18 protein-coding genes are annotated in these 23,301 nt (G+C 72.6%); 12 read left to right on the forward strand and 6 right to left on the reverse strand.

Going from position 1 to position 23,301, the window contains the following annotated elements:
- The first annotated feature begins 14 nt into the window (after positions 1 to 14).
- The 6 genes from ndk to ACLJQM_RS29140 all read left to right on the forward strand — a co-directional run bounded on the left by ndk (position 15) and on the right by ACLJQM_RS29140 (position 7,460).
- The gene (ndk, locus tag ACLJQM_RS29115) at positions 15 to 425 is read left to right on the forward strand and encodes a nucleoside-diphosphate kinase (RefSeq protein WP_247020679.1); all 411 of its coding nucleotides are present in this window, start codon (positions 15 to 17) and stop codon (positions 423 to 425) included.
- A gap of 52 nt (positions 426 to 477) precedes the next feature.
- Positions 478 to 1,182: a maleylpyruvate isomerase family mycothiol-dependent enzyme gene (locus ACLJQM_RS29120; RefSeq protein WP_410633509.1), complete on the forward strand. Its 705-nt coding sequence runs from the start codon at positions 478 to 480 to the stop codon at positions 1,180 to 1,182.
- 105 nt (positions 1,183 to 1,287) lie between these two features.
- Entirely contained in the window at positions 1,288 to 4,587 is a 3,300-nt protein-coding gene (locus ACLJQM_RS29125) for a phosphodiester glycosidase family protein (protein WP_410633511.1), read from the forward strand.
- 41 nt (positions 4,588 to 4,628) lie between these two features.
- Positions 4,629 to 5,573, forward strand: coding sequence for an ABC transporter ATP-binding protein (locus ACLJQM_RS29130; protein ID WP_410633512.1), 945 nt, complete (start codon positions 4,629 to 4,631; stop codon positions 5,571 to 5,573).
- 250 nt (positions 5,574 to 5,823) lie between these two features.
- Positions 5,824 to 6,630 (forward strand): ABC transporter permease, encoded by an 807-nt coding sequence (locus ACLJQM_RS29135; protein WP_410633514.1) that lies wholly within the window; start codon positions 5,824 to 5,826, stop codon positions 6,628 to 6,630.
- Positions 6,630 to 7,460 (forward strand): ABC transporter permease, encoded by an 831-nt coding sequence (locus tag ACLJQM_RS29140; RefSeq protein WP_410633516.1) that lies wholly within the window; start codon positions 6,630 to 6,632, stop codon positions 7,458 to 7,460. Before ACLJQM_RS29135 ends, ACLJQM_RS29140 begins: the two co-directional genes overlap by 1 nt.
- Before the next feature lie 20 nt (positions 7,461 to 7,480).
- Here the strand turns inward: ACLJQM_RS29140 and ACLJQM_RS29145 are convergent, their stop codons facing one another.
- A complete protein-coding gene (locus ACLJQM_RS29145; RefSeq protein WP_247020691.1) occupies positions 7,481 to 8,908 on the reverse strand; it encodes a S8 family peptidase in 1,428 nt (475 codons plus the stop codon).
- 536 nt (positions 8,909 to 9,444) lie between these two features.
- Here ACLJQM_RS29145 and ACLJQM_RS29150 point away from each other — a divergent pair.
- The 5 genes from ACLJQM_RS29150 to proB all read left to right on the forward strand — a co-directional run bounded on the left by ACLJQM_RS29150 (position 9,445) and on the right by proB (position 16,077).
- Entirely contained in the window at positions 9,445 to 12,630 is a 3,186-nt protein-coding gene (locus ACLJQM_RS29150) for an Rne/Rng family ribonuclease (RefSeq protein WP_410633518.1), read from the forward strand.
- Between the two features lie 163 nt (positions 12,631 to 12,793).
- On the forward strand, positions 12,794 to 13,108 hold the full coding sequence (gene rplU, locus ACLJQM_RS29155) for a 50S ribosomal protein L21 (RefSeq protein WP_003067132.1): 315 nt from the start codon (positions 12,794 to 12,796) through the stop codon (positions 13,106 to 13,108).
- Between the two features lie 41 nt (positions 13,109 to 13,149).
- Entirely contained in the window at positions 13,150 to 13,410 is a 261-nt protein-coding gene (rpmA, locus tag ACLJQM_RS29160; RefSeq protein WP_247020695.1) for a 50S ribosomal protein L27, read from the forward strand.
- A gap of 106 nt (positions 13,411 to 13,516) precedes the next feature.
- Positions 13,517 to 14,971, forward strand: a complete 1,455-nt coding sequence (gene obgE, locus ACLJQM_RS29165; RefSeq protein WP_247020697.1) for a GTPase ObgE — start codon at positions 13,517 to 13,519, stop codon at positions 14,969 to 14,971.
- Complete coding sequence (gene proB / locus ACLJQM_RS29170) at positions 14,968 to 16,077, forward strand: glutamate 5-kinase (RefSeq protein WP_360781305.1); 1,110 nt, start codon at positions 14,968 to 14,970, stop codon at positions 16,075 to 16,077. Before obgE ends, proB begins: the two co-directional genes overlap by 4 nt.
- 456 nt (positions 16,078 to 16,533) lie before the next feature.
- Here the strand turns inward: proB and ACLJQM_RS29175 are convergent, their stop codons facing one another.
- From ACLJQM_RS29175 to ACLJQM_RS29195, 5 genes are all read right to left on the reverse strand, one after another.
- Positions 16,534 to 16,818: a putative quinol monooxygenase gene (locus tag ACLJQM_RS29175; protein WP_410633520.1), complete on the reverse strand. Its 285-nt coding sequence runs from the start codon at positions 16,816 to 16,818 to the stop codon at positions 16,534 to 16,536.
- Complete coding sequence (locus ACLJQM_RS29180) at positions 16,815 to 17,204, reverse strand: PPOX class F420-dependent oxidoreductase (protein WP_410633521.1); 390 nt, start codon at positions 17,202 to 17,204, stop codon at positions 16,815 to 16,817. Before ACLJQM_RS29180 ends, ACLJQM_RS29175 begins: the two co-directional genes overlap by 4 nt.
- 11 nt (positions 17,205 to 17,215) lie before the next feature.
- Positions 17,216 to 18,937: an arginine--tRNA ligase gene (gene argS, locus ACLJQM_RS29185; RefSeq protein WP_410633523.1), complete on the reverse strand. Its 1,722-nt coding sequence runs from the start codon at positions 18,935 to 18,937 to the stop codon at positions 17,216 to 17,218.
- Between the two features lie 70 nt (positions 18,938 to 19,007).
- The gene (locus ACLJQM_RS29190) at positions 19,008 to 20,291 is read right to left on the reverse strand and encodes an MFS transporter (protein ID WP_410633524.1); all 1,284 of its coding nucleotides are present in this window, start codon (positions 20,289 to 20,291) and stop codon (positions 19,008 to 19,010) included.
- A 97-nt stretch (positions 20,292 to 20,388) separates the two neighbouring features.
- Positions 20,389 to 22,500, reverse strand: coding sequence for a RecQ family ATP-dependent DNA helicase (locus tag ACLJQM_RS29195; RefSeq protein WP_410633525.1), 2,112 nt, complete (start codon positions 22,498 to 22,500; stop codon positions 20,389 to 20,391).
- 197 nt (positions 22,501 to 22,697) lie between these two features.
- Here ACLJQM_RS29195 and nadD point away from each other — a divergent pair, with 197 nt between their 5' ends.
- On the forward strand, positions 22,698 to 23,267 hold the full coding sequence (gene nadD, locus ACLJQM_RS29200) for a nicotinate-nucleotide adenylyltransferase (RefSeq protein WP_360770354.1): 570 nt from the start codon (positions 22,698 to 22,700) through the stop codon (positions 23,265 to 23,267).
- Positions 23,268 to 23,301: the final 34 nt, after the last annotated feature.

The raw sequence follows: 23,301 nt of genomic DNA on the forward strand, positions 1-23,301 counted from the left end.
GGAGAAACACCGTCGTGACTGAACGCACGCTGGTCCTGGTCAAGCCCGATGGCGTCGCGCGCGGCCTCGTCGGCGAGGTCATCTCGCGGATCGAGCGCAAGGGCCTCAACCTCGTCGCCGTCGAACTGCGGACCGTGCCGCAGGCGCTGGCCGAGGAGCACTACGCCGAGCACAAGGAGCGTTCGTTCTTCGGCGAGCTGCTGGAGTTCATCACGTCGGGCCCGCTGGTCGCGCTCGCCGTCGAGGGCCCGCGCGCGATCGCCGCGTTCCGCCAGCTGGCCGGCGGCACCGACCCGGTCGAGAAGGCCACCCCGGGCACCATCCGCGGCGACTTCGCGCTGGAGACCCAGTACAACCTGGTGCACGGCTCGGACTCGCCGGAGTCGGCCGAGCGCGAGCTGAAGCTCTGGTTCCCCGACCTGTGATCGACACCGGGGCCGCGCGCGAGCGTGGCCCCGGTTCCCGCCCGGAGCGCCGATGACCACGATGCCCTTCCCCGCCCGCGACTACCTGCCCGTGCTGCGGGAGCTGACGGGCGCGTTCGCCGACGCCCTGCGCACCGGTGACCCGGCCGCGAAGGTGCCCGATTGCGGCGACTGGACCCTCGCCGACCTCGGCGCGCACCTCGGGAGCGTGCACCGCTGGGTCGCCGCGGTCCTCCGGACGGGTGAGCCGCAGCCCGACGACTTCGAAGCCGGGCCCGATCTCGTGTCGTGGTACGCCGAAAGCGCGCGGCTGCTGCTCGACGAGCTTTCCGCCGCCGAGCCGGGCGATCGCTGCTGGCACTTCGGCGGCACCGAAAAGACGAAGGCGTTCTGGTTCCGCCGCCAGGTGCACGAAACCGCCGTCCACCTGGTCGACGCCGGGAGTGCGTACGTCCTCGACCCGGCCGTGGCCGCGGACGGCGTCGACGAAGTCCTCGGCGCGATGCTGCCCCGCGTGACGCGCTGGCACGCCGTGCCCGAGCTGCCGGGCCCGGTTTCCCTGCGCGCCACCGACACCGGTGACCTCTGGACCGTGCACCCCGGCGAGCCGCCCGCGCTGGGCCCGGCCACCGACGGCGCGTCCGTCGAAGCGCCCGCCCGCGATCTCCTGCTGCGGCTGTGGAAGCGCACCGGCCCGGACCCGCGCGTCGAAGGCGACGCCGCGGCCGCGCTGCTCGCCGCGGCCCTCACGCCCTGATGGTGTTCTAGACCATTCAGGCGGCGTTCACCGGGAAGCCTTCCCCCGGCCGTGCCACTGCGCTGTGCTGAATCGGCCCACTCTCACTCGATACTGGGGTACCCGGTGAAGAAGTCACGTGTCGCGTTGCCGTTCGTCGCCCTGGTCGCGACGGCGTTCGCCGCTCCCGCCCACGCCGACCCGCTCCGGGCGCCGCTCGGCACGCCGCCGGTCGAGGCCGCGCCCGCCGCGTCGTCGGACCGCCAGGGCCCGGCCGCCTTCGCCGCCGCGGTCCCGGACGACGGGCTCGTCACCGGCAGCGCGACCACCGAGGTCGCGCCCGGGCTGAACCTCACCCAGTTCGACCGGTTCGACCCGGCGGGCTGGATCCGCGGCGACACCCTCGCCGTCGACCTGGGCAGCAAGGTCGTGCGGCCCACGTACCTCAGCCCCGGCGCGGTTTCCGCGCGCACGCCGCTTTCGCAGCAGATCGCGCGCACGGGCGCGGTCGCCGGCGTCAACGGCGACTTCTTCGACATCAACGCCACCGGCGCGCCGATCGGCGTCGGCATCGACCGCGGGCAGCTGCAGACCGCGCCCGCCGCCGGTCACAACCTCACCGCGTCGATCACCGGCGAAGGCAAGGCGCGGCTGGCTTCGGTCTTCCTCGAAGCCACCGTGACGCTGCCGGGTGGCGCGGCGAAGGCCACGAACTTCAACAGCCCGGTCCTCGGCACCGACGCGATCGGCGTCTACACGCCGCTGTGGGGCACTTCCGGGCGCGCGACCTCGGTGGCCGGGGCGTCGCGCGTGCGCGAGGTCGAGCTGCGCGACGGCGTCGTCACCGCCGTGCGCGAACAACCCGCGAGCGGCCCGATCGCGGCGGGCACGACGCTGCTGCTGGCCCGCGAAGCCGGGGCGGACGCGCTCGCCGCGCTCAAGCCGGGTGACCCGGTCGGCGTCACGTACGCACCCAGGTCGGACGCCGGGAAGATCGCGGTCGCCGTGGGCGGCAACGAAGTCCTGCTCCGCGACGGCGTCGTGCAGCCGGTCGACGACGTGGCCATGCACCCGCGGACCGCGGTCGGGTTCTCCGCCGACGGCAGGCGGCTGTGGCTGGCCACTGTGGACGGACGGCAGGCCGACAGCCGCGGCCTCACCGAGCTGGAACTGGCCCGGCACATGAAGAGCCTCGGCGCCGACGACGCGATCAACCTCGACGGCGGCGGCTCGTCGACGCTCCTGGCGCGCAACGAGGGCGAAGCCGCGCCGAGCGTCCGGAACTCGCCGTCCGACGGCGGGGAACGCCTGGTGCCCAACGGGATCGGCTTCACGACCGTGCCGGGCAGCGGCAGGCTCATCGGCTTCGCGCCCGCTCCCGCCGTGACGGCGGACGGCGCGGACCGCGTGCTGTCCGGCCTGAGCCGGCACCTGGTCGCCGACGGCCACGACGAGACCGGCGCCGCGGTGGCCGCCGAGCCACGCTGGAGCACGTCGGACCCGCGGCGGGCGACCGTGACGCGCGGGGTCGTCACCGGCCACGGCCCGGGCACGGTCGACATCGTCGCTAAGTCCGGCCGCGCGTCCGGGAAGACGACGCTTTCCGTGCTGGGCAAGGCGGTCCGGCTGGGCACGAGCACCGAGCAGGTCGCGCTGTCGGCCGCCGGCGCCCGGAGCACCTTCAAGGTCTACGGCTACGACGCCGACGGCTACGGCACCTGGCTGGAACCCGACGACGTCAAGCTCGATTACGACCACTCGGTCGTGCGGGTCGAGCCCTCGGGCGACGGGTACGCGGTGACCGCGCTGACCGCGTCCGGGGCGACCTCGATCACCGCGTCGGCCGCGGGTTTCACCACGCACCTGGCCGCTTCGGTGGGCACCGTGCCCCGGATCGCCGCCCCGCTGGACGGCCCGGCGGGCTGGACGGCGACGGTGTTCCCGGCGGTCGTCGGAGCGGCGCTGTCGGCGGCGCCCGGGCGTGACGGCGGCGCCGGTCTCGCCCTGGACTACCGGCTGACCGGCACGAACGCCACGCGCGCGGCCTACGTGACGCCGTCCGCCGCCCTGGCCGTCCCGGCGGGCACCCAGAAGATCGGGCTGTGGGTGCACGGCGACGGCAAGGGCGCGTGGCTGCGGGCCGAGCTGCGCGACGCCGCGAACGTGGCGTCCGTCGTCGACCTTTCGCTGAGCGTGGACTGGACGGGCTGGCGGTACGTCACCGCCGCGGTCCCGGCCGGGCTGCCCGACGGCCAGCGCCTCGCGCGCTTCTACGCCGTCGAAAACGTGCCGGACCAGCAGTACGAGGGCCGGCTGGTGTTCGACGACCTGACCTTCGAGGTGGCCCCGACGACTCCGGTGCCCGCCGACCCGGCCCCGCGCGACCCCGCGCTGGTCACCGACGGCGTGCTGACCGGCGGCCTGCGCGTCGCGGTGGTCAGCGACGCCCAGTTCACCGCCGACGACCCGGCGGGCCCGCTCGTCGCCCAGGCCCGGCGCGCGCTGCGCGAAGCCGTCGCCGCGAAGCCGGACCTGGTGCTGATCAACGGCGACTTCGTGGACCGGGGCACACCGCCCGACTTCGCGCTGGCCCGCCAGGTGCTCACCGACGAGCTGGACGGCAAGGTGCCCTGGTACTACGTGCCGGGCAACCACGAAGCCGAGGCGGGCAACGGGCTCGCGAACTTCCAGGCGGTCTTCGGCGAGACCCACCGCGTCGTCGACGTGCACGGCGTCCGGCTGGTGCTGCTGGACTCCTCGCGGGGTTCGTTGCGCGCCGGCGGGTTCGACCAGGTCCGGATGCTGCGCTCGGCACTCGATTCGGCGGCCGCGGACCGGTCCGTGCGCGGCGTCGTCGTCGCCATGCACCACCCGGTGAAGGACCCCAGCCCGACCGGGAACTCGCAGCTCGGCGACCGGAAGGAAGCCACCCTGCTGACCCGGTGGCTGACCGGGTTCGAGCGGACGTCCGGCAAGCCCGCCGCTTCGGTGGCTTCGCACGCCGGGGTGTTCTCGCTGTCCCGGGTGGACGGCGTGCCGTACCTGGTCAACGGCAACTCGGGCAAGGCACCCGCGGCGGCACCGGGCGACGGCGGGTTCGTCGGCTGGACGCTGCTGCGCGTCGACCCGGCCGACCGCGCCCAGCCGGTGCGCTTCGAGACGCGGCCGAACGTCGACTCGCTGACGCTGTCCGGGCCCTCCTCGCTGGCACGCGGTGAGCGCGCGGTCGTGCGCGCTTCGGTCCGGCAGGGCACGCGGGACGTGCCGGTGTCGTACCCGGTGAGCGCGGACTGGGCGGTCGGCTGGGGCGTCGTCGCGTTCGACCCGGCTTCGGGCGTGCTGACGGCGTTGCGGCCGGGTGTCGCGCGGCTGTCGGTGACGGTCAACGGGGTGACCGAATCCCTGGTCGTGACCGTGCGCGGCTAATCCGTTCGGTTTTTGTCGGTGCCCGCTCGTATGGTCGGGGGGTGGACGAATCGGAGGACCGGGAACCGGCACTGGTGCAGGCCAAAGCGCTCGTGAAGCGCTTCGGCGGGTTCGAGGCCGTGCGCGGGATCGACGTCGAGGTGCGGCGCGGGGAGGCGTTCGGCTTCCTCGGGCCCAACGGCGCCGGGAAGTCGTCGACCATGCGGATGATCGCGTGCGTGTCCCCGCGCACCGACGGCGATCTGCGGGTGCTGGGCGCCGACCCGGAGGTGGCCGGGCCGCGGATCCGCGCGCGCCTGGGCGTGGTGCCGCAGCAGGACAACCTGGACGTGGAGCTGACGGTCCGGGAGAACCTGCTGATCTACGGCCGCTACTTCGGCCTGTCACGGGCGGCGGCCCGGCGCAAGGCCGACGAACTGCTGGAGTTCGCGCAGCTGACGGACCGCGCCGACGACAAGGTCGACCCCCTCTCCGGCGGCATGAAGCGGCGGCTCACGATCGCGCGCTCGCTGGTCAACGACCCGGAGCTGCTGCTGCTCGACGAGCCGACGACGGGCCTCGACCCGCAGGCCAGGCACCTGCTGTGGGACAGGCTGTTCCGCCTCAAGGCGCAAGGCACGACGCTGATCGTGACGACCCACTACATGGACGAAGCCGAGCAGCTCTGCGACAGGCTGGTGGTGATGGACCACGGCCGCATCGCGGCGGAGGGCTCACCGGCGGACCTGATCAAGCGCTATTCGACGCGCGAAGTCGTCGAGCTGCGGTTCGCGTCGGGGGAGCAGACGTCGGCGGCCCAGCAGGTCGACGGGCTGGCGGAGCGCGTGGAGATCCTGCCGGACCGGGTGCTGCTGTACAGCGACGACGGCGAGGCGGCGCTGGAACACGCGCACGCCCGCGGGGTGCGCCCGCTGTCGAGCCTGGTGCGCCGGAGTTCGCTGGAGGACGTGTTCCTGAGGCTGACCGGCCGGACGCTGGTGGACTGATGGGAACCCCTTCGCCGGCTCACCCGGCCGCGAGCCGTGCTGGTGTGCGCCGCTCGGAGCGGCCGGCGCCCGTCCCGGTCACTCCTGGTTCGCCGGCCCGCTCGGCCCGAGCCGTGAGCCGTGCCGGTGTGCGCCGCTCGGCCGCCGGCCTCGTCTTCTCCGGTGCGCCGACCCGCGCCGCGAGCCGCACCGGAGTGCGCAGCTCGGCGGTTCACCCGGCTCCCCGCCCCGCAGCTCCTGGGTGGCGCCCGTGACCACCATCGAATCCACCGGCCGCGTCGTCGGCAAGTGGCGCGGCGCCTGGCTGCAGGTCGAAGGGCGCTGGACCTGGTACCGCCGCCACTGGGTGTCCACTTTGTACTCCACCGGGCTCCAACCGGTGTTGTTCCTCGCCGCCATGGGCCTCGGCTTCGGCTCGCAGGTGCGGCCGGGCACGGTCACCGGCGGCCTGTCCTACCTCCAGTACATCGCGCCGGCCCTGCTCGCCGCGGGTGCCGCTCAGCAGGCCGTCGGCGAATCGAGCTACCCCGTGCTGTCGGGGTTCAAGTGGCAGAAGGAATACCTGGCCGTCACGGCCACCCCGGTGTCCCCGGGCCAGGTGTTCGGCGGCCACCTGATCTGGTCGGCCCTGCGGTTGATGCTGGCGGGCGCGATCTACGCGTTCGTCGCGCTGTTCTTCGGCGCCTGGACCGGCCCGGGGGTGCTGCTGGTGGTCCTGGCGGGCACCGTCACCGGGCTCGCCTGCACCACGCCGATGGCCGCGCTGGCGGCCCGGACGTTCGACGAGGGCCAGCGGTTCGGCCTGATCTTCCGCTTCGTCGTGATGCCGATGACCCTGTTCAGCGGCACGTTCTTCCCGATCACCCAGCTGCCGGCCGCGATCCGCTGGCTGGCTTGGCTTTCCCCGCTGTGGCACGGCACGCAGCTGGCCCGCGGCCTGAGCATCGGCGGGGTCGGCGGCTGGGCGATGCTCGGCCACTTCGCCGTGCTGGCGGCGTTGTTCGCGGCCGGGTGGGCGCTCGCGCACCGGGCCTTCTACCGGAGGCTGGTGGTCTGATGGTGAGCGTCCAGGCCCCACCGCGCCGCGCCGGGCTGCTGCTGCGGGTACTGCCACCCGGGCTGTACGCCGGCCGCGCGCGCATGCTCGTCGAGCGCTCGGTCATGGTGTACCGCGGCAGCTGGCTGATCTTCCTGTCCGGTGCGGCCGAGCCGTTCCTGTACCTGCTGGCGTTCCAGCTCGGCTTCGGCAGGCTGGTCACCGAGGTGCCCGGCCCGGACGGGCACCCGATGAGCTACGTCGCGTTCGTCGCCCCGGCGCTGCTGGCGACGTCGGCGATGAACGGCGCCGTCTTCGAATCGACGTACAACCTGTTCTTCAAGCTGCGCTACGCGAAGCTGTACGACGCGTTGCTGGCCACCCCGATCGGCCCCCTGGACGTGGCACTGGGCGAAATCGGCTGGGCGATCACCCGCGGCGGCCTCTACGCGATGGCCTTCCTGGCGATCGCGGCGGCGATGGGCCTGCTCGCGTCGTGGTGGGCCCTGCTGATGATCCCGGCGGCCCTGCTGGTCGGCCTGGCGTTCTCGGCGATCGGCATGGCACTGGTGACGTTCCTGCGCTCGACGGCCCAGTTCGACTACATCCAGCTCGGCCTGACCCCGATGTTCCTGTTCGCGACGACGTTCTTCCCGCTCTCGGTGTACCCGGAGCCGCTGCAGTGGGTGGTCCGCTGCCTCCCGCTCTACCACGCGATCGAGCTGATGCGCGGCCTGGCGACGGGCCTGCTGTCGGGCTCGATGCTGATCAACCTGGCGTACCTGCTGGTCCTGGGGGGAGTGGGCCTCTGGGCGTCGACGCGCCGCATCGCGAAGCTGCTCCTGACCTGAGGGCCGCAAGCCGGCGGCGCTCAGCGAGCCGGGTCCGGCCGTCCCCGCGGTGCGGCGGCCGCCAGCGCGTCCACCATCCCGTGCCCGTAGAACCCGTTGAACCCCTCGTACCCGGCGCAGTAGGCGTCCTGCGTGCCATCTCCGGTCAGGTCGTAGTCGGCCGGGCACGCCATCGGCGTCGCCTGCGCGTCGAGCGTCCGCCGCAGCTGCCGCGGCCGGGCACCGGGGTCGCGCGACGCCAGCAGCGCCAGCACCCCGGTGACGTGCGGCGCGGCCATCGACGTCCCGCACAGCGGCGCGTACCCGCCCGGCACGGTCGAAAGGACGCACTCGCCCGTCTCGCCACCCGGCGCCGTGACATCGATCACGCCGAGCCCGTACGAGCTGTAGCCCGCCTTCACCCGGTCCGAACCCACGGCCGACACCGCGACGACGTCCCGGAGCCCGGCCGGCAGGGCCTCGCAGCCGCTGCCCGCGCCGGGCGAGCCGGACCGGGCCGACGGCGTGAGGTCGACGGCTTCGTTCGTCGCCGCCGCGACGTTCAACGTGCCCGCCGAAGTGCTGTACTCCACGGCGCGCGCCAGGGCCTCGTGCACGACGCCGCGGTCGTTGCCGCGGATGCACGAGAGCGTCCACGGGTTCACGAAGAAGCTGCTGTTGGTCAGGCGCATGTGGCGTGAGGCTGCCCACATCAGCCCGCACACGGCGGCTTCGGGGTCGGCGTACCCGCGGTCGTCGATCACCTTCACCGATGCCACTCGCACCCCGGGCGCCACACCCGTCACACCTCTGCCGTCATCGGCCGCGGCGATGATGCCCGCCACGTGCGTCCCGTGCACCGACGTCGTCGGCGCCCACGCCGCGGGCGAGCGGTCGGGGGCGCCGGTCAGGCAGCCGGCCGAGTCGGCCGGGTCGAGCGCGTCGGCGAGGTCCGGGTGGTCCGGGTCGACGCCCGAGTCGAGCACGCCGACGACGACGTCGCGGCTGCCGTCGGAGAAGCCGCGCGCCCGGCCCGCGTTGATCATCCGCATGTCCCACTGCCGGTCGCTCAGGTCCGCGGTGGGCACCTTCGCGGGGTCGGTCCGGGGGAGCGCCGCCCGCGCCGGCTGGGGTTTCACCGGGTCCGTGGCGCGCTGCGCGGCCAGCCGCTCGGCCTGGGCGCTGAACGCCCGGTCGAGCCCGATCCGCTCGCCGAAGCCCGGGTCGCCGGAGGTGGCGATCGCCACCGCGATCTGCGGGTAGTAGACGGTGGTGGCGCCGCACGCGCCGGTGATCTGCCCGCGGGCCGAGGATTCGGCGGTGCCGCGGTCGAAGGCGACGACGTAGCGCAGGGACCGTCCGTGGGCGCAGCCGGGCTCGTCGGCCACCGCCGGACCGGCGGTGACGCATCCCGAAAGCACCAGGACGGTGCACACGGCCGCCCGCAGCGGCCGCGCCAGCAGGGACACCGGACCTCCCACCGGATGCAGGTACCGCGGGTGCCGGTGCGCGATCGATCCGGCCACCCCGAGCCGCACGGTAGCCACCCCGTGCCCGGCGGACAAGCGCTGCGGCCAAGTTCGCCCGCCCGGTGGCCCCGCGGCGCGCCCGGACGCCTGCGGGAGGTACCGAGTACACCGGAGTGGTCACCCGGTGTGGGATACTCGGGGAGGCCGCTGGGCCGCGGGGCGCACGTGAGAGGTGCTGCCTGCGGTGCTGTGGCCCGGTGATGCGCATGAACTCCCGCGACGCGTCGCCGCCCGTGAACCGGGCGGCTGGACGACGTGGCGGGGCGGCCCGGGGGCCGCGAGTGCGTCACGCACGTCGCCGAGCAGACCTTTGACCGGGTTGCGCCCCACCGGAAGCGGTGGTGCGGCACCCGGTCGTCGGGCCAGGATTCCCGCCGCTGGTGACCACCACGGCGGAACGAACAGAAAGGGGCCCCTGCGCGGCCGCGTCCCTGCCGGTGCGAATCGGCAGACGCGCCCGGGGGCGGAGGAGACACATGTCGAACGCGGAAACACCCGCCGAGCACACCGGCGGGAATCCCGCCACACCCACGACCGGGCCACTGGCCGACCTGCCGCCCCGCATCCGGGTGCACGCGCTGGCCAAGCTGCTCGAGTCGCACAGCCGGGACATCCTCGTCAAGCTCACCGAGCTGGGCGAAAGCGTGCGCAGCGCGCAGTCGAGCGTGACGAGGGAAGTCGCGCTCAAGGTGGCCGGGGCCTTCACCTCGGCCGAAGGTGAGCAGGCAGCCGAGGCGCCCGTGGAAGCCGCGGCCGCCGAAGGCCAGCCCGCCCGGGACGACGCCGACCAGGCCCCGCCCGCCGACCAGGGCCCCGCCCGCGACGGCGCCGACCGGGGCCAGGGCGACGCCGACCAGGCCCAGCCCGCCACCCAGGGCACCACCGCCCGAGGCCGCCGCGTGAGCCGTGGCCGCGGCGAGGCCACCCAGGCCGCGACCAGCCAGGCTCAGCCCGCCGACCAGGCCACCGGCAGCACCCGCGAGGCCGCTCCCGCGGTCCCGCCGGCCCCCGAGGTCCCCGCGGCCGAGGCCGAGAAGCCGCGCCCGCGCCAGAAGACCCGCGCCCACCTGCCGGTCTTCGCCGCGCCGTCGCCGGTGTTCCTGCCGCCGGAGCCGTCCGAGCGCGCGGTCAAGCCCGCGCGCAAGCCGGCCGACCCGTTCGCGGAGCCCGAGCCCCGCCCGGAGCCGCGCCGCGAAGCTCGCCACGAGGCCGAGGCCGTCGAGGAAGAGACCGAGGACACCACCCCCGCCACCGACGCGAACGCGGATGACGACGAGGACGCCGGCAGCCGCCGTCGCCGTCGCCGCGGCCGTCGTGGCCGGGGCCGCGGCAAGGGCGCCGACGGCAGCGACGAGGGCACCGAAAACGACGACGACCAGGCCGACGAGCAGCCGCGCCGCCGGAACCGCAACGCGGACGAAAAGCCCGAAGCGGACACCGAAGAGGCCGAGGAAGCCGCCGGCCCGGCCGCGGAGTCCGACAGCGACGACGATGGCGAGGGCGGCAGCAAGCGCCGTCGCCGCCGCCGTCGCCGCAAGGGCTCGGACGGCGACGACGCCGAGACCACCGACGACCCGCCCAACACGGTCACCCACGTCCGCCAGGCCAAGGCCGAGCAGGCCGAGCGCGAGCGCCCGGCGCGCGACGAGGTGCGCAGCGTCCGCGGGTCGACCCGCCTGGAGGCCAAGCGCCAGCGCCGCCGCGACGGCCGCGAGGCGGGCCGCCGCCGCGCCCCGATCCTGTCCGAGGCCGAGTTCCTCGCCCGCCGCGAGGCCGTCGAGCGCACGATGGTCGTCGCCGAGAAGGGCGACTCGACGCAGATCGGCGTGCTCGAAGACGGCGTGCTGGTCGAGCACTTCGTGACGCAGTCGGGCTCCGGCTCGATCGTCGGCAACGTCTACCTCGGCCGCGTCCAGAACGTGCTGCCGAGCATGGAAGCCGCGTTCATCGACATCGGCCGCGGCCGCAACGCCGTGCTCTACGCCGGCGAGGTCGACTGGGACGCCGCCGGCCTGGAGGGCAAGGCCCGCAAGATCGAGCAGGCGCTGTCCACCGGCGACTCCGTGCTGGTCCAGGTCACCAAGGACCCGGTCGGGCACAAGGGCGCCCGGCTGACCACGCAGATCTCGCTGCCCGGCCGCTTCCTCGTCTACGTGCCCGCGGGCGGCGCCACCGGCATCTCCCGCAAGCTGCCGGAGAACGAGCGCCGCCGGCTCAAGGACATCCTCAAGCGGATCGTCCCGGAGGACGCGGGCGTCATCATCCGCACCGCCTCCGAGGGCATCGGCGAGGAGGAGCTGGGCCGCGACGTCGACCGCCTGAAGGCGCAGTGGGACGTCATCAAGGAGAAGGCCGCCGCCGGTTCCGGCAAGAAGGGCGGCGCGCCGACCATGCTCTACGAAGAGCCCGACCTGCTGGTCAAGGTCGTGCGTGACCTCTTCACCGAGGACTTCGCCAAGCTGGAGATCCAGGGCAACCGGTCGTGGGAGACCATCAACGACTACGTCCGGCACGTCGCGCCGGAGCTGACCGAGCGGGTCAAGCGCTACACCGGCACCGGTGACGTGTTCGCCGACCACCGGATCGACGAGCAGATCACCAAGGCGCTCGACCGCAAGGTCTGGCTGCCGAGCGGCGGTTACCTGGTCATCGACCGCACCGAGGCGATGACGGTCATCGACGTCAACACCGGCAAGTTCACCGGATCGGGTGGAAACCTCGAGGAGACGGTGACCCGCAACAACCTGGAGTCGGCGGAGGAGATCGTCCGCCAGCTCCGGCTGCGGGACATCGGCGGCATCATCGTCATCGACTTCATCGACATGGTGCTCGAGTCGAACCGCGAGCTGGTGCTGCGCCGCCTCACCGAGTGCCTCGGCCGCGACCGCACGCGCCACCAGGTCGCCGAGGTCACCTCGCTCGGCCTGGTCCAGATGACCCGCAAGAAGATCGGCACCGGCCTGCTGGAGGCGTTCTCCACGCCGTGCGAGCACTGCAAGGGCCGGGGCGTGCTCGTCTCGACCGAGGTGCAGCGCACCGGCGGCGGGGCCGGCCACTCCCACGGTGGCAACGGCAACGGCGGGAACGGTGGCAACGGCGGCGGTGGCGGCGGGGAGAAGAGCTCCCGCCGGTCGCGTGGCCGCGGCAAGGGCGAGGAGGCCGCCAAGGAGCAGGCCGAAGCCGCCAAGGCCGAGGTCCACGCCGTCCCGTCGCCGGAGCAGCGCGAGTCGATCGCGTCCGCGGTGGCGGCGATGGCGAACGCCTCGAAGGTCGTCAAGGAGCACGACCACGGCGCCGAGAACGGGCACGTCCCGGAGCCCGCCAAGGAGGTCGCGGACGTCCCGGCCACCACGGAGGCGGACGAGGCGCCGGTGGCGGCCGAGCGGCCGGTCGAGCCCGCCCAGGAGGTCGCCGGCACCCCGGTGACCACCGAGGCGGACGAGGTCCCGGTGCCGCAGGACGATGAGCCGGTGGTCGAGCGCTCTTCGGCCCCGGAACCGGCCGAAGAGCCGGTCAACGATTCTTCGGAGGCCGCCGAGCCGGTCGCCGAACCCGAGGTCAGCGTGCCCGAGCCGGCCGTGCGTTCCACCCGGCGCCGTCCGCGCCGGGCGGCGTCGCGGCCCGCGGGCCCGCCGGTGCACGCCTCGGACCAGAGCAGTTGAACAACTAGGGGACCCCGGTGGTAACGCACCGGGGCACCCCACGTAACCTGTAGTACGGCCTGCCACCAGAGCAGGTCGCTGCGCGAGTGCCGGACCGCCTTCAGTTTCGGGTGGGCCGATCGCGCGGGCCCCCACCCATTGTCGAGTAATGCAGGAGACTTCCGTGTCGGCGTACGCGATCGTCAAGACCGGCGGCAAGCAGTACAAGGTGGCCGTCGGCGACGTCGTCGAGGTCGAGAAGCTCGAGGGCGAGCCGGGCACCGAGCACATCCTCCCCGCCGTTTTGTACGTCGACGGTGGCGATGTCACCACGGACGCCGACGCGCTGGCGAAGGTCTCGGTCACCGGCAAGGTCGTCGAGCAGACCAAGGGTCCGAAGATCCGGATCCACAAGTTCAAGAACAAGACGGGCTACCACAAGCGTCAGGGTCACCGGCAGAAGCTGACCCGCGTCGAGGTCACCGCCATCTCCCTGTAAGAACTTTCCGGATCTGCTTTTTTCAGAAAGAGGGCTGAGCCATGGCTCACAAGAAGGGTGCGTCCAGCTCCCGCAACGGTCGTGACTCGAACGCGCAGCGCCTCGGCGTCAAGCGCTTCGGCGGCCAGGAAGTCAACGCGGGCGAGATCCTCATCCGCCAGCGCGGCACCAAGTTCCACCCCGGCGTGAACGTCGGCCGTGGCGGCGACGACACGCTGTTCGCCCTGGCCGCCGGTGCGGTCCAGTTCGGCGAGAAGCGTGGCCGCAAGACGGTCAACATCGTGGTGCCGGCCGAGGCCTGAGCCTTCGGTCGTCGTTGGACCTCTGACGAGGGGTGGGACCGGAATATCCGGTGCCACCCCTCGTTTGTTTTGTATATCCCCTTCTCGCGAGTGAAAGAGGCAAGTCATGGCGTCCCGGTTCGTGGACCGCGCGGTGATCCACCTGACCGCCGGTGACGGTGGGAACGGCTGCGCCTCGGTGCACCGCGAGAAGTTCAAGCCCCTCGGCGGCCCGGACGGCGGCAACGGCGGCAACGGCGGCGACGTCCTGCTGGTCGTCGACCCGAACGTGCACACGCTGCTCGACTTCCACTTCCGCCCGCACGCCAAGGCGGGCAGCGGCAAGATGGGCCAGGGCGGCAACCGCGCGGGCGCGGCGGGGGAGTCGCTGGTGATGAAGGTGCCGTCCGGCACCGTCGTGTTCACCGACGACGGCGAGCTGGTCGCCGACCTGATCGGCCCGGGCACCACGTTCGTCGCCGCCCAGGGCGGCCGCGGCGGCCTCGGCAACGCGTCGCTGTCGTCGAAGGCCCGCAAGGCACCCGGGTTCGCGCTGCTCGGCGAGCCGGGCGAGAGCCGTGACCTCACGCTGGAGCTGCGCTCGGTCGCCGACGTCGGCCTGCTCGGCTTCCCGTCCGCCGGCAAGTCGTCGCTGATCTCGGTGCTGTCCGCGGCCAAGCCGAAGATCGCCGACTACCCGTTCACCACGCTGGTGCCGAACCTCGGTGTCATCACCGGCGGCGACACGGTCTTCACGATGGCCGACGTGCCCGGCCTGATCCCCGGCGCGTCCGAGGGCAAGGGCCTCGGCCTCGACTTCCTCCGCCACATCGAGCGCTGCGCGGTGCTGGTGCACGTCGTCGACTGCGCCACGCTCGAACCCGGCCGCGACCCGCTGTCCGATGTGGACGCGCTGGAGGCGGAGCTCGCGAAGTACACGCCGAGCCTGGGCGGGAAGCTCGAGGAGCGCCCGCGCGTCGTCGTCCTCAACAAGATCGATGTCCCCGAAGCCGCCGAGCTCGCCGAGTTCGTCCGGCCGGAGCTGGAAGCCCGCGGCCTGCGGGTGTTCGAGGTCTCGACGGCGTCCCGCAAGGGCCTGCGGGAGCTGACCTTCGCGCTCGCGGCGGTCGTCGAGGAGTACCGCGAGGCGCAGCCGGTGCTGGAGCCGGAGAAGATCGTCCTGCGGCCGCTCGCCGTCGACGACTCCGGGTTCACCGTCGAGGTCGACCCGGAGGAAGAGGGCGCGTTCATCGTGCGCGGCTCCCGGCCGGAGCGCTGGATCCGCCAAACCGACTTCGCCAACGACGAGGCCGTCGGCTACCTCGCCGACCGGCTGGACCGCCTCGGCGTCGAGGACCAGCTGGCGAAGCTCGGCGCGAAGCCCGGCAGCCCGGTCACGATCGGCGACGTCCAGTTCGAGTGGGAGCCGTCGACGCCGAGCGTCGCGGTCCACCTGTCCGGGCGCGGCACCGACGTCCGGCTGGAGCGCACCGACCGCATCGGCGCTTCCGAGCGCAAGGAAGCCCGCCGCATCCGGCGCGAGGGCACGGGCGAGTTCGACGACCTGGACGCCGACGAGTGAGTGGCACACGGCAGGCCATCGCGGCGGCACGCCGCCTGGTGGTCAAGGTCGGTTCGTCGGCGCTGACCACCGCGGGCAGCGGCCTCGACGTCGTCCGCCTGGACGCGCTGGTCGACGCGATCGCCGAGCGCGTCGCCCGCGACACCCAGATCGTCCTGGTCTCCTCGGGCGCGATCGGCGCCGGCCTGGCCCCGCTCTCGCTCGGCAAGCGCCCCCGCGACCTGGCGACCCAGCAAGCGGCGGCGAGCGTCGGCCAGCTGGCGCTGGCGCACGCGTACGCCGAATCGTTCGGTCGGTATTCGCTGACGGTCGGCCAGGTGCTGCTGACGTCCGACGACGTCGTCCGCCGCTCCCACTACCGCAACGCGCAGCGCACGTTCTCCCGGCTGCTGGCCCTGGGCGCGGTCCCGGTGGTCAACGAGAACGACACGGTGGCCACCGAAGAAATCCGCTTCGGCGACAACGACCGCCTGGCCGCACTGGTGGCCCACCTGATCGGCGCGGACGCGCTTCTCCTCCTGTCCGATGTGGACGGCCTCTACGACGGCGACCCCCGCGACGGCGCGACCCGCAAGCTGACCGAGGTCCTGTCGGAGTCCGATGTGGACGGAATCTCGGTCGGCATGTCCAGCTCCGGCCTGGGAACGGGCGGCATGGTCTCAAAACTCGCCGCGGCCCGCACCGCGGCGGGCGCGGGCATCCCCGTCCTCTTGGCGGCAGCCTCGGAAGCTTCCGCAGCCCTGACAACGGCTTCCCCCGGCACGGCCTTCGCCCCGGCGGACACCCGCCTGTCGGCCCGCCGCTTTTGGCTGGGCTACGCAGCGGACACAACGGGCAAACTCCGCCTCGACGACGGCGCGGTGACAGCGGTGGTCCGCCGCCGCCGCTCCCTGCTGGCAGCAGGCATAACAGGCGTGGACGGCGACTTCCAGGCCGGCGACGTGGTGGACCTGGTGGACGCAAAGGACCGAGCCATCGCCCGCGGCGTGGTGGCGTTCGACGCAACGGAACTCCCGGACCTGATCGGCCGCTCCACCCCGGAACTGCCGGAGGAACAGCGCCGCGAGGTAGTCCACGCGGACGACCTGGTCCCGCTGCGCCGCTAGCCAGCTCGCTCGCGCCGCGGTCGGCCGGTCCCGCCGCTGGGCGCTCCAGCACCTGCCCCGTCCGCCTGCGCCGCCGACCGAGCTTGCCTCGCCTGCCCGCCCATCGGCCCTGCCGACTGAGCTTGCCTGGCCTGCCCGCCCATCGGCCCTGCCGACCGAGCTTGCCTGGCCTGCCCGCCCGTCGGGGCGGGGCCGCCGGCCGATCAAGTCGCCTGGCCGCTGAGCTGCTTCAACGCAGCTGGCCCATGCGGCAGGTCTCGCTTTCATGCCCCAGCGCCGCCCACCGGATCCCCGCGGGGCTGCCGCCCGCCGGGCCGTCGAACCACCTGCCCACCGAGCCACCTGCCCACCGAGCCACCGAGCCACCGAGCCACCGAGCCACCGAGCCACCGAGCGAGTTTGCCTGGTCGCCGACCAAACCTGCCGAGCCGGTGAACCAGCCCCACCGCTAGCCGATCAAGGGGCCTCGACCGCCGAGATGCGGTAGCGGGCCACCGAGGCGTCGAGGATCTGGGCCGACTGCTCGTCCGACGGCCCGGACCCGCGGAAGCGCTCGAGGTCCGCATCGGACTCCCAGCGCTCGTACACGGTGATCCGCCCGGCGTCGAGCAGGTCCGCGCCCAGCGAGTACTCGAGGCAGCCGGGCGCTTCCCGCGCCAGCCGCACCGCTTCGGCGCAGTCCCTCAGGTAGGCGTCCCGCGCTTCGGGTGCGACCGCGAGCCAGCCGGCGATGATGATCACGTCGGGTTGATCCGATCCGCCTTGATGGTCAGCAGCAACCGGGTCTGGTCCCGGCCGCCCCACCACGGGTACGGGCCGCCGAGGTAGCGCTGCGAGAGCTCGTCGATGTGCTCGACGGCGCCTTCCTCGGTCATGTAGACGACCCGTCCGCGGATCGCGTAGTACCGCGACGGCCGGTCGCGGTCGGCCACGTTGAGCGCCACCCGCGGGTCGCGCTCGATGTTGCGCTGCTTCTGGTGCCCCAGCACCGTGTTGACCAGGATGTGCGTCCCGTCGGTGTCCACCCAGGTCTGGGTGAGCTGCGGCGAGCCGTCCGGCATCGACGTCGCCAGGAAGCAGAGGCTGGGTTCGCGCAGCAACGCGAGGAGGTCGGCGGGCAGTTCCAAGGTGGTCTCCGCTAAAGCCGGTCGGGCGCTTCGATGCCGAGCAAGGAGAGCCCGAGCGCGAGCGTGTGCGACGTCAGCGTAGTCAACCTCAGCCGAGACGCGCGCAGCGACGGTGAAGACGCTTTCAGGACCGGACATTTCTCGAAGAACCGGGAGAACACGACGGCCGTCTCGTACAGGTACGTGCACAGCTTGTGCGGCGCGTAGCCGTTCGTCGCGGCCTTCAGCGCTTCGCCGAACCGAAGCAGCTTCACCGCCAACGCGCGTTCCGCCGGCGCCTCCAGCGTGATTTCCGTGCCCTCGGGCTGCTCGCCCGCCTTTCGGAGGATCGACCGCGTCCGCGCGTGCGCGTACTGCAGGTACACCGAGGTGTTGCCCTCCTTGGCGAGCATCCGGTCCCAGGCGAAGACGTAGTCGCGCTCGCGGTCGCCGGACAGGTCGGCGTACTTGACCGCGCCGATGCCCACCGCCCGGGCGACCCCGGCCTGGCCCGCCGCGTCGAGCTCGCTGCGTTCGGCGACGACCGCGGCGGCCTGCGTCACGGCTTCGGTGAGCAGGTCGGCCAGCTTGACGGTGTCACCGGCCCGGGTCCGCATCGTCTTGCCGTCCGCGCCGAGCACCGTGCCGAACCCGATGTGCTCGGCGTGCCCGGTCAGCCAGCCCGCCGCGCGGCAGACGGCGAACACCATCGCGAAGTGCTGGGCCTGCGGCGCCCCGACGACGTAGAGCAGATCGGTCGCCCCGCGGTCGGCCGTCCAGTACCGGACGGTCGCCAGGTCCGTGGCGGCGTACCCGTAACCGCCGTCGCGCTTGCGGACGATCAGCGGCAGCCGGTCGCCTTCGCGGTTGCGGAACCTTTCGGGGAACACACAGACGGCGCCGTCGCTGATCTCGGTCAGCCCGGCCCGTTCGAGGTCGTCGACCACCGCGGCGAGGAGCGGGTTGTAGAAGCTCTCGCCGTAGATGTCGTTGTCCGTCAGTGAAATCCCGAGCAGCGCGTAAACGTCGTCGAAATGCCGGGTCGACTCCGCGATCAGCTCCCGCCAGACGGCGAGCGTCGCTTCGTCACCGCTTTGCAGCTGCACGACCCGCTCGCGCGCCCGGGTCGCGAACGCCTCGTCGTCGTCGAACTTCCGGCGCGCTTCGCGGTAGAAGGCATCGAGGTCGGCGATGCCGCTCCGGCCGGCCGAGACGTCGAGCAGGTGCTCGATGAGCATCCCGAACGGCGTACCCCAGTCGCCGAGGTGGTTGTGCGGTAGCACTTCGTGGCCGGCGAACCGCAGCAGGCGCGCGAGGGCGTCGCCGATCACCGACGTCCGCAGGTGCCCGACGTGCATCTCCTTCGCCACGTTCGGGCTGCTGTAGTCGAGCGCGATCCGCCGCGGCGCCGCGGTTTCCGGCACACCCAGCCGCGGATCGCCGAGCACCGCGCCGACGCGCGTCTCGAGCCATTCCTTGCGCAGCGCGAAGTTGAGGAAACCGGGCCCGGCGATTTCGGGTGCGTCCGCGATGCCGTCGAGCTCCAGCGCCCCGGCGATCAGCCCCGCGACCTCACGTGGCGCGCGACCGAGCCGCTTGCCGAGGCCCATCGCGAGGTTCGCCTGGTAGTCGACGCCTTCGCGTGGCGACGCCTGGATCAGCGCCTGCTCCGGCGTCAGTTCGACGTCCAGCGCCCGGCCGGCGGCGGCCACCACGCGGCGCGCCAGCTCCTCGGTAACGTCGGCGGTCTGCACGGTGTCCCTCCTTCGGCTCGGTCGTGGAAGCCCGCAGCGTAGCGAGCGTGACCGGCCGGCGACGAAGGGTTTAGTCCAGCTCGCGGCCCTTCGTCTCCGGCAGCGTCAGGATCACCGCGAACGCGATCGCGGCGCCGGCGGCGACGTACCAGAAGTAGAGCGTCTGCGACACCGTGCCGAACAGGGTGATGAGCAGCGGAGCGGTACCCCCGAAGACCGCGACGGTCAGGTTGTACCAGGCGCCGATCCCCAGCGCGCGCAGCTCGGTGGGGAACAGTTCGCTCATGATCGCCGGCGCGATCGACGTCATCGCGGTGTACAGCCCGAGCCCGACGCAGAACACCACGAACAGGCCGCCGACGCCCGGGCCGATCAGCGCGGACAGCGGGACGACGACGATCGCGGTCGCGCCGGACCACACGAGCAGCTGCGGCTTCCGCCCGAACCGGTCCGACAACGCCCCGAGCGGGTACTGCAACGCGATGAACAACGCTGTGCCGACCGAAAGGGCGAGGAAGACGGCGTCGGCGCTCGCGTGCCGGGTCTTCACCGCGAACGACGTCAGCGCGCTGAAGAACGTGTAGTAGCAAAGGGTCGAGAGCATCGTGAAGCCGACGAGCCGGACGACGGCCTTCGGGTGGTGCGTCAACGTCGTCAGCAGCGGCCGTTCGATCTTCCGGGCCTTGGTCTTCGTCTGCTCGAACAGCTCGGTTTCGGCGAGGCTGCGCCGCAGCCACAACCCGACCAGGCCGAAGACACCGCCCAGCAGGAACGGCAGCCGCCAGCCCCACGACGTCAGCTGCGCTTTGTCCAAGGTCCGCGCGAGCACGAACCCGAGGACGGTCGCCACGAGCACGGCCGAGCCGGTCGAGATGTAGAAGAACGCCGAGTAGCGGCCACGGCGTGCCGCCGGCGCGATCTCGCCCAAGTACGCCGACGCGTTGGACACCTCGCCGCCCAGCGACAGGCCCTGCGCGATGCGCGCGAGCAGCAGCAGGATCGGCGCGAGCCAGCCCACCTGCGAGAACGTCGGCAGCAGACCGATCGCCACCGAGCCGCCCGCCATGAGCAGGATGGTGAGGATCATGGCGGGTTTCCGCCCCCGGGTGTCGGCGAAGCGTCCGAGCAGGACGCCGCCGAGCGGCCGGAAGAAGAACGCCAGCGCGTAGGTGGCGAAGGTGTTGATCAGGGCCAGGGTGTCGTTCCCGGAGGGGAAGAACGCGCCGGCGAAGTAGATGCTGAACGTCGCGTAGATCGTCCAGTCGAACCACTCCAGTGCGTTCCCGGCGCTCGCCGCGAACAGCTTGCGCACCGGCAGCCGGTGGCGCTGCACCTGCACGGTGGACTCGGTCATGGCGGCCTCCCGTCACCCGAAAGTGGAACGGGACTTTGCCACATTCGTTCGCGGTGCGAAAGATCCTGACTGCCCGGTTTCTCGGTTCTCCTCTCGCTCAGGCCGTGCTCGCCAGCGCGAACGGCAACACGGCGGGTGCTCCGGCCCGCCGCAGCAGCCGCGCGGCCAGCGTCATCGTCCAGCCGGTGTCGATGACGTCGTCCACCAGCAGCACCGGCCCGGCCGGCAGCGTGGCGGCGAGGTCGGCCGGCATGCTCATCCGCCGCCACAGGTCGGCCAGCCGCTGCGCGCTGTTGGCCTGCCTCGGCGGTGGCCCTTCCGCGTCGAGCGCGCCGAGGAAGTCCAGCTTGCCGATCTCGGCCAGCCGCGTCGCGAGGCTGTACACGAGCTGCGGCCGCGTCTCCGACGGGACGGCGACCACCGCCACCGGCCGTTCCGTCCACTGCCACCCGGCGAGCACCTGGACGCAGGCCTTGAACACCGAATCGGGCACCTCGGTGTCCTGCGCTCCGGGGCCGACGAGCTCCCGCAGCCGGTTGCCCCAGCCGACGTCGGTGAGCCGCCCGAGGACCTGGCCCGGCTCGGCCTGGTCGTCGGCCGAGATCCGGCCGGACACCGGGACGTCCAAAGAGGACATCCCGGTGGGCCACTGCTTCCGCGGCGCCACCTCGACGCCTGGTCGTTGCAACCGTTCCCGGGTCGCTTCGGCGACGTCGTCGGCCACCGTGGTGTCCCAGCGGTTCCCGGTGCAGTTGTCGCACCGCCCGCACGGCACCGCCTCGGGGTCGTCGAGCTGGCGCCGCAGGTATTCCATCCGGCAGCCGTCGGTCGCCAGGTAGCCGAGCATCGCGTTCTGCTCGCGGTCGCGCGCCTCCGCGACCCGCTTGTAGCGCTCGCGGTCGTACTGCCAGTCCTGACCCGTGCTCGTCCAGCCGCCCTTGACGCGCCGGACCGCGCCGTCGACGTCCAGCACCTTGAGCACCATTTCCAGCCGCGACCGGGAGAGTTCGACCGAAGGCTCGAGCGCCGCTGTCGAGAGTGGACGGTCGGCGTACGCGAGCGTGTTCAGCACCTGCGTCACCCGCAGCTCGTCGGGGAAGGCGAGCGACCCGAAGTACGCCCAGATCGCCTTGTCCTCCTCGCCGGGCAGCAGCACGACCTCGGCGCGTTCGACGCCACGCCCGGCGCGGCCGACCTGCTGGTAGTAGGCGATCGGCGACGACGGTGCGCCGAGGTGCACGACGAACCCGAGGTCCGGCTTGTCGAACCCCATGCCCAGCGCGGAAGTCGCGACGAGCGCCTTGACGCGGTTGCCGAGCAGGTCGTCCTCGGCCGCTTGCCGGTCGGCCGGGTCCGTCTTGCCGGTGTAGGCCGCCACCGGGTAACCGCGGTCCTTCAGCAGCGACGCGACGTCGTGCGCCGCCGCGACGGTGAGCGTGTAGATGATCCCGGACCCGGGCAGCTCGGCCAGGTGCTCGGCGAGCCACGCCAGCCGTGCCTGCGACGTCGGCAGCCGGCACACCGACAACCGCAGGCTTTCCCGGTCGAGGCTGCCGCGCAGCACCAGCGTGTCCGCGCCGGTGCCGAGGCCCAGCTGCTCGGCGACGTCGGTGACCACGCGGTCGTTCGCGGTCGCCGTCGTCGCCAGCACCGGCACGCCGTCGGGCAGGTCGCCCAGCAGGGTGCGCAGGCGCCGGTAGTCCGGCCGGAAGTCGTGGCCCCAGTCGGAAATGCAGTGCGCCTCGTCGACCACCAGCAGGCCGGTGCTCGCGGTCAGCTTCGGCAGCACGTTGTCGCGGAAGTCCGGGTTGTTCAGCCGTTCGGGACTGACCAGCAGGACGTCCACCTCGCCCGCCGCGACCGCCGCCTGGACCTGGTCCCACTCCTGGGCGTTCGCGGAGTTCATCGTCGCCGCGTGGATCCCGGCGCGCGCCGCCGCCGAGATTTGGTTGCGCATCAGGGCGAGCAGCGGCGAGACGATGACCGTCGGCCCGCTTCCCTGTTCCCGCAGCAACGCCGTGGCCAGGAAGTAGACCGCCGACTTGCCCCACCCGGTGCGCTGCACGACCAGCGCCCGGCGCCGGTGCGCGACGAGGGCCTCGATGGCCGTCCATTGGTCTTCGCGCAGCTTCGCCGAGTCGCCGGCCAATGCCCGGAGGAGGGTCTCGGCGCGGTCGCGGAGTGCTGAGGTGGTGCCGGTGGTGTCCACGTCCCCACGTCTACCCCATGGCACCGACGAACCGGGAATCGGCGGCGTCGCGAACGGACCGTTCGCGACGAATACAGGTGGTTATGTGACCTGAATCACATCCACTGCCCGGTCGAGGGGGGTGGCGGACAGCACCCGGCGTCCCGCGCGCGCGATGTATAGGCTCCCGAGTCATGTCACCACGGCGGATCGGGGTCATGGGCGGCACCTTCGACCCCGTGCACCACGGCCACCTCGTCGCGGCCAGCGAGGTCCAGTCCCGGTTCGGGCTCGACGAAGTGATCTTCGTCCCCACCGGCCAGCCGTGGCAGAAGACCAGCCGCCGGGTGACCAAGGCCGAGGACCGCTACCTGATGACGGTCATCGCGACCGCGTCGAACCCGGTCTTCTCGGTCAGCCGCGTCGACATCGACCGCAGCGGCCAGACCTACACCGTCGACACCCTCCGCGACCTGCACGCCGAATACCCCGACGACGAGCTCTTCTTCATCACCGGCGCGGACGCGCTCGAGCAGATCCTGACCTGGCACAAGGCCGACGAGCTGTTCGACTTCGCGCACTTCATCGGCGTCACCCGGCCCGGCTACCGGCTCAACTCGCACCACCTGCCCAGCGGGAAGGTGAGCCTCGTCGAGGTCACCGCGATGGCGATCTCGTCGACCGGCTGCCGCGACCGGGTCGAACGCGGGGAGCCGGTCTGGTACCTCGTGCCCGACGGCGTCGTCCGCTACATCACCAAGAAGGACCTTTACCGGAAGAGCGACTGAAGGCCCGCTGGTCCCGGCGGGTACCCTTCTCGGG

The organism is Amycolatopsis sp. cmx-4-83 (assembly GCF_046548815.1).
In the GTDB taxonomy this organism is placed as follows: Bacteria; Actinomycetota; Actinomycetes; order Mycobacteriales; family Pseudonocardiaceae; genus Amycolatopsis; species Amycolatopsis pretoriensis_A.

What these genes read in the sequence shown, in the direction of transcription:
- ACLJQM_RS29120 (WP_410633509.1), top strand. Translation starts at nt 478, where the DNA reads ATGACCACGATGCCCTTCCCCGCCCGCGACTACCTGCCCGTGCTGCGG.
- ACLJQM_RS29140 (WP_410633516.1), top strand. Translation starts at nt 6,630, where the DNA reads ATGGTGAGCGTCCAGGCCCCACCGCGCCGCGCCGGGCTGCTGCTGCGG.
- ACLJQM_RS29150 (WP_410633518.1), top strand. Translation starts at nt 9,445, where the DNA reads ATGTCGAACGCGGAAACACCCGCCGAGCACACCGGCGGGAATCCCGCC.
- rpmA (WP_247020695.1), top strand. Translation starts at nt 13,150, where the DNA reads ATGGCTCACAAGAAGGGTGCGTCCAGCTCCCGCAACGGTCGTGACTCG.
- obgE (WP_247020697.1), top strand. Translation starts at nt 13,517, where the DNA reads ATGGCGTCCCGGTTCGTGGACCGCGCGGTGATCCACCTGACCGCCGGT.
- ACLJQM_RS29190 (WP_410633524.1), bottom strand. Translation starts at nt 20,291, where the DNA reads ATGACCGAGTCCACCGTGCAGGTGCAGCGCCACCGGCTGCCGGTGCGC.
- nadD (WP_360770354.1), top strand. Translation starts at nt 22,698, where the DNA reads ATGGGCGGCACCTTCGACCCCGTGCACCACGGCCACCTCGTCGCGGCC.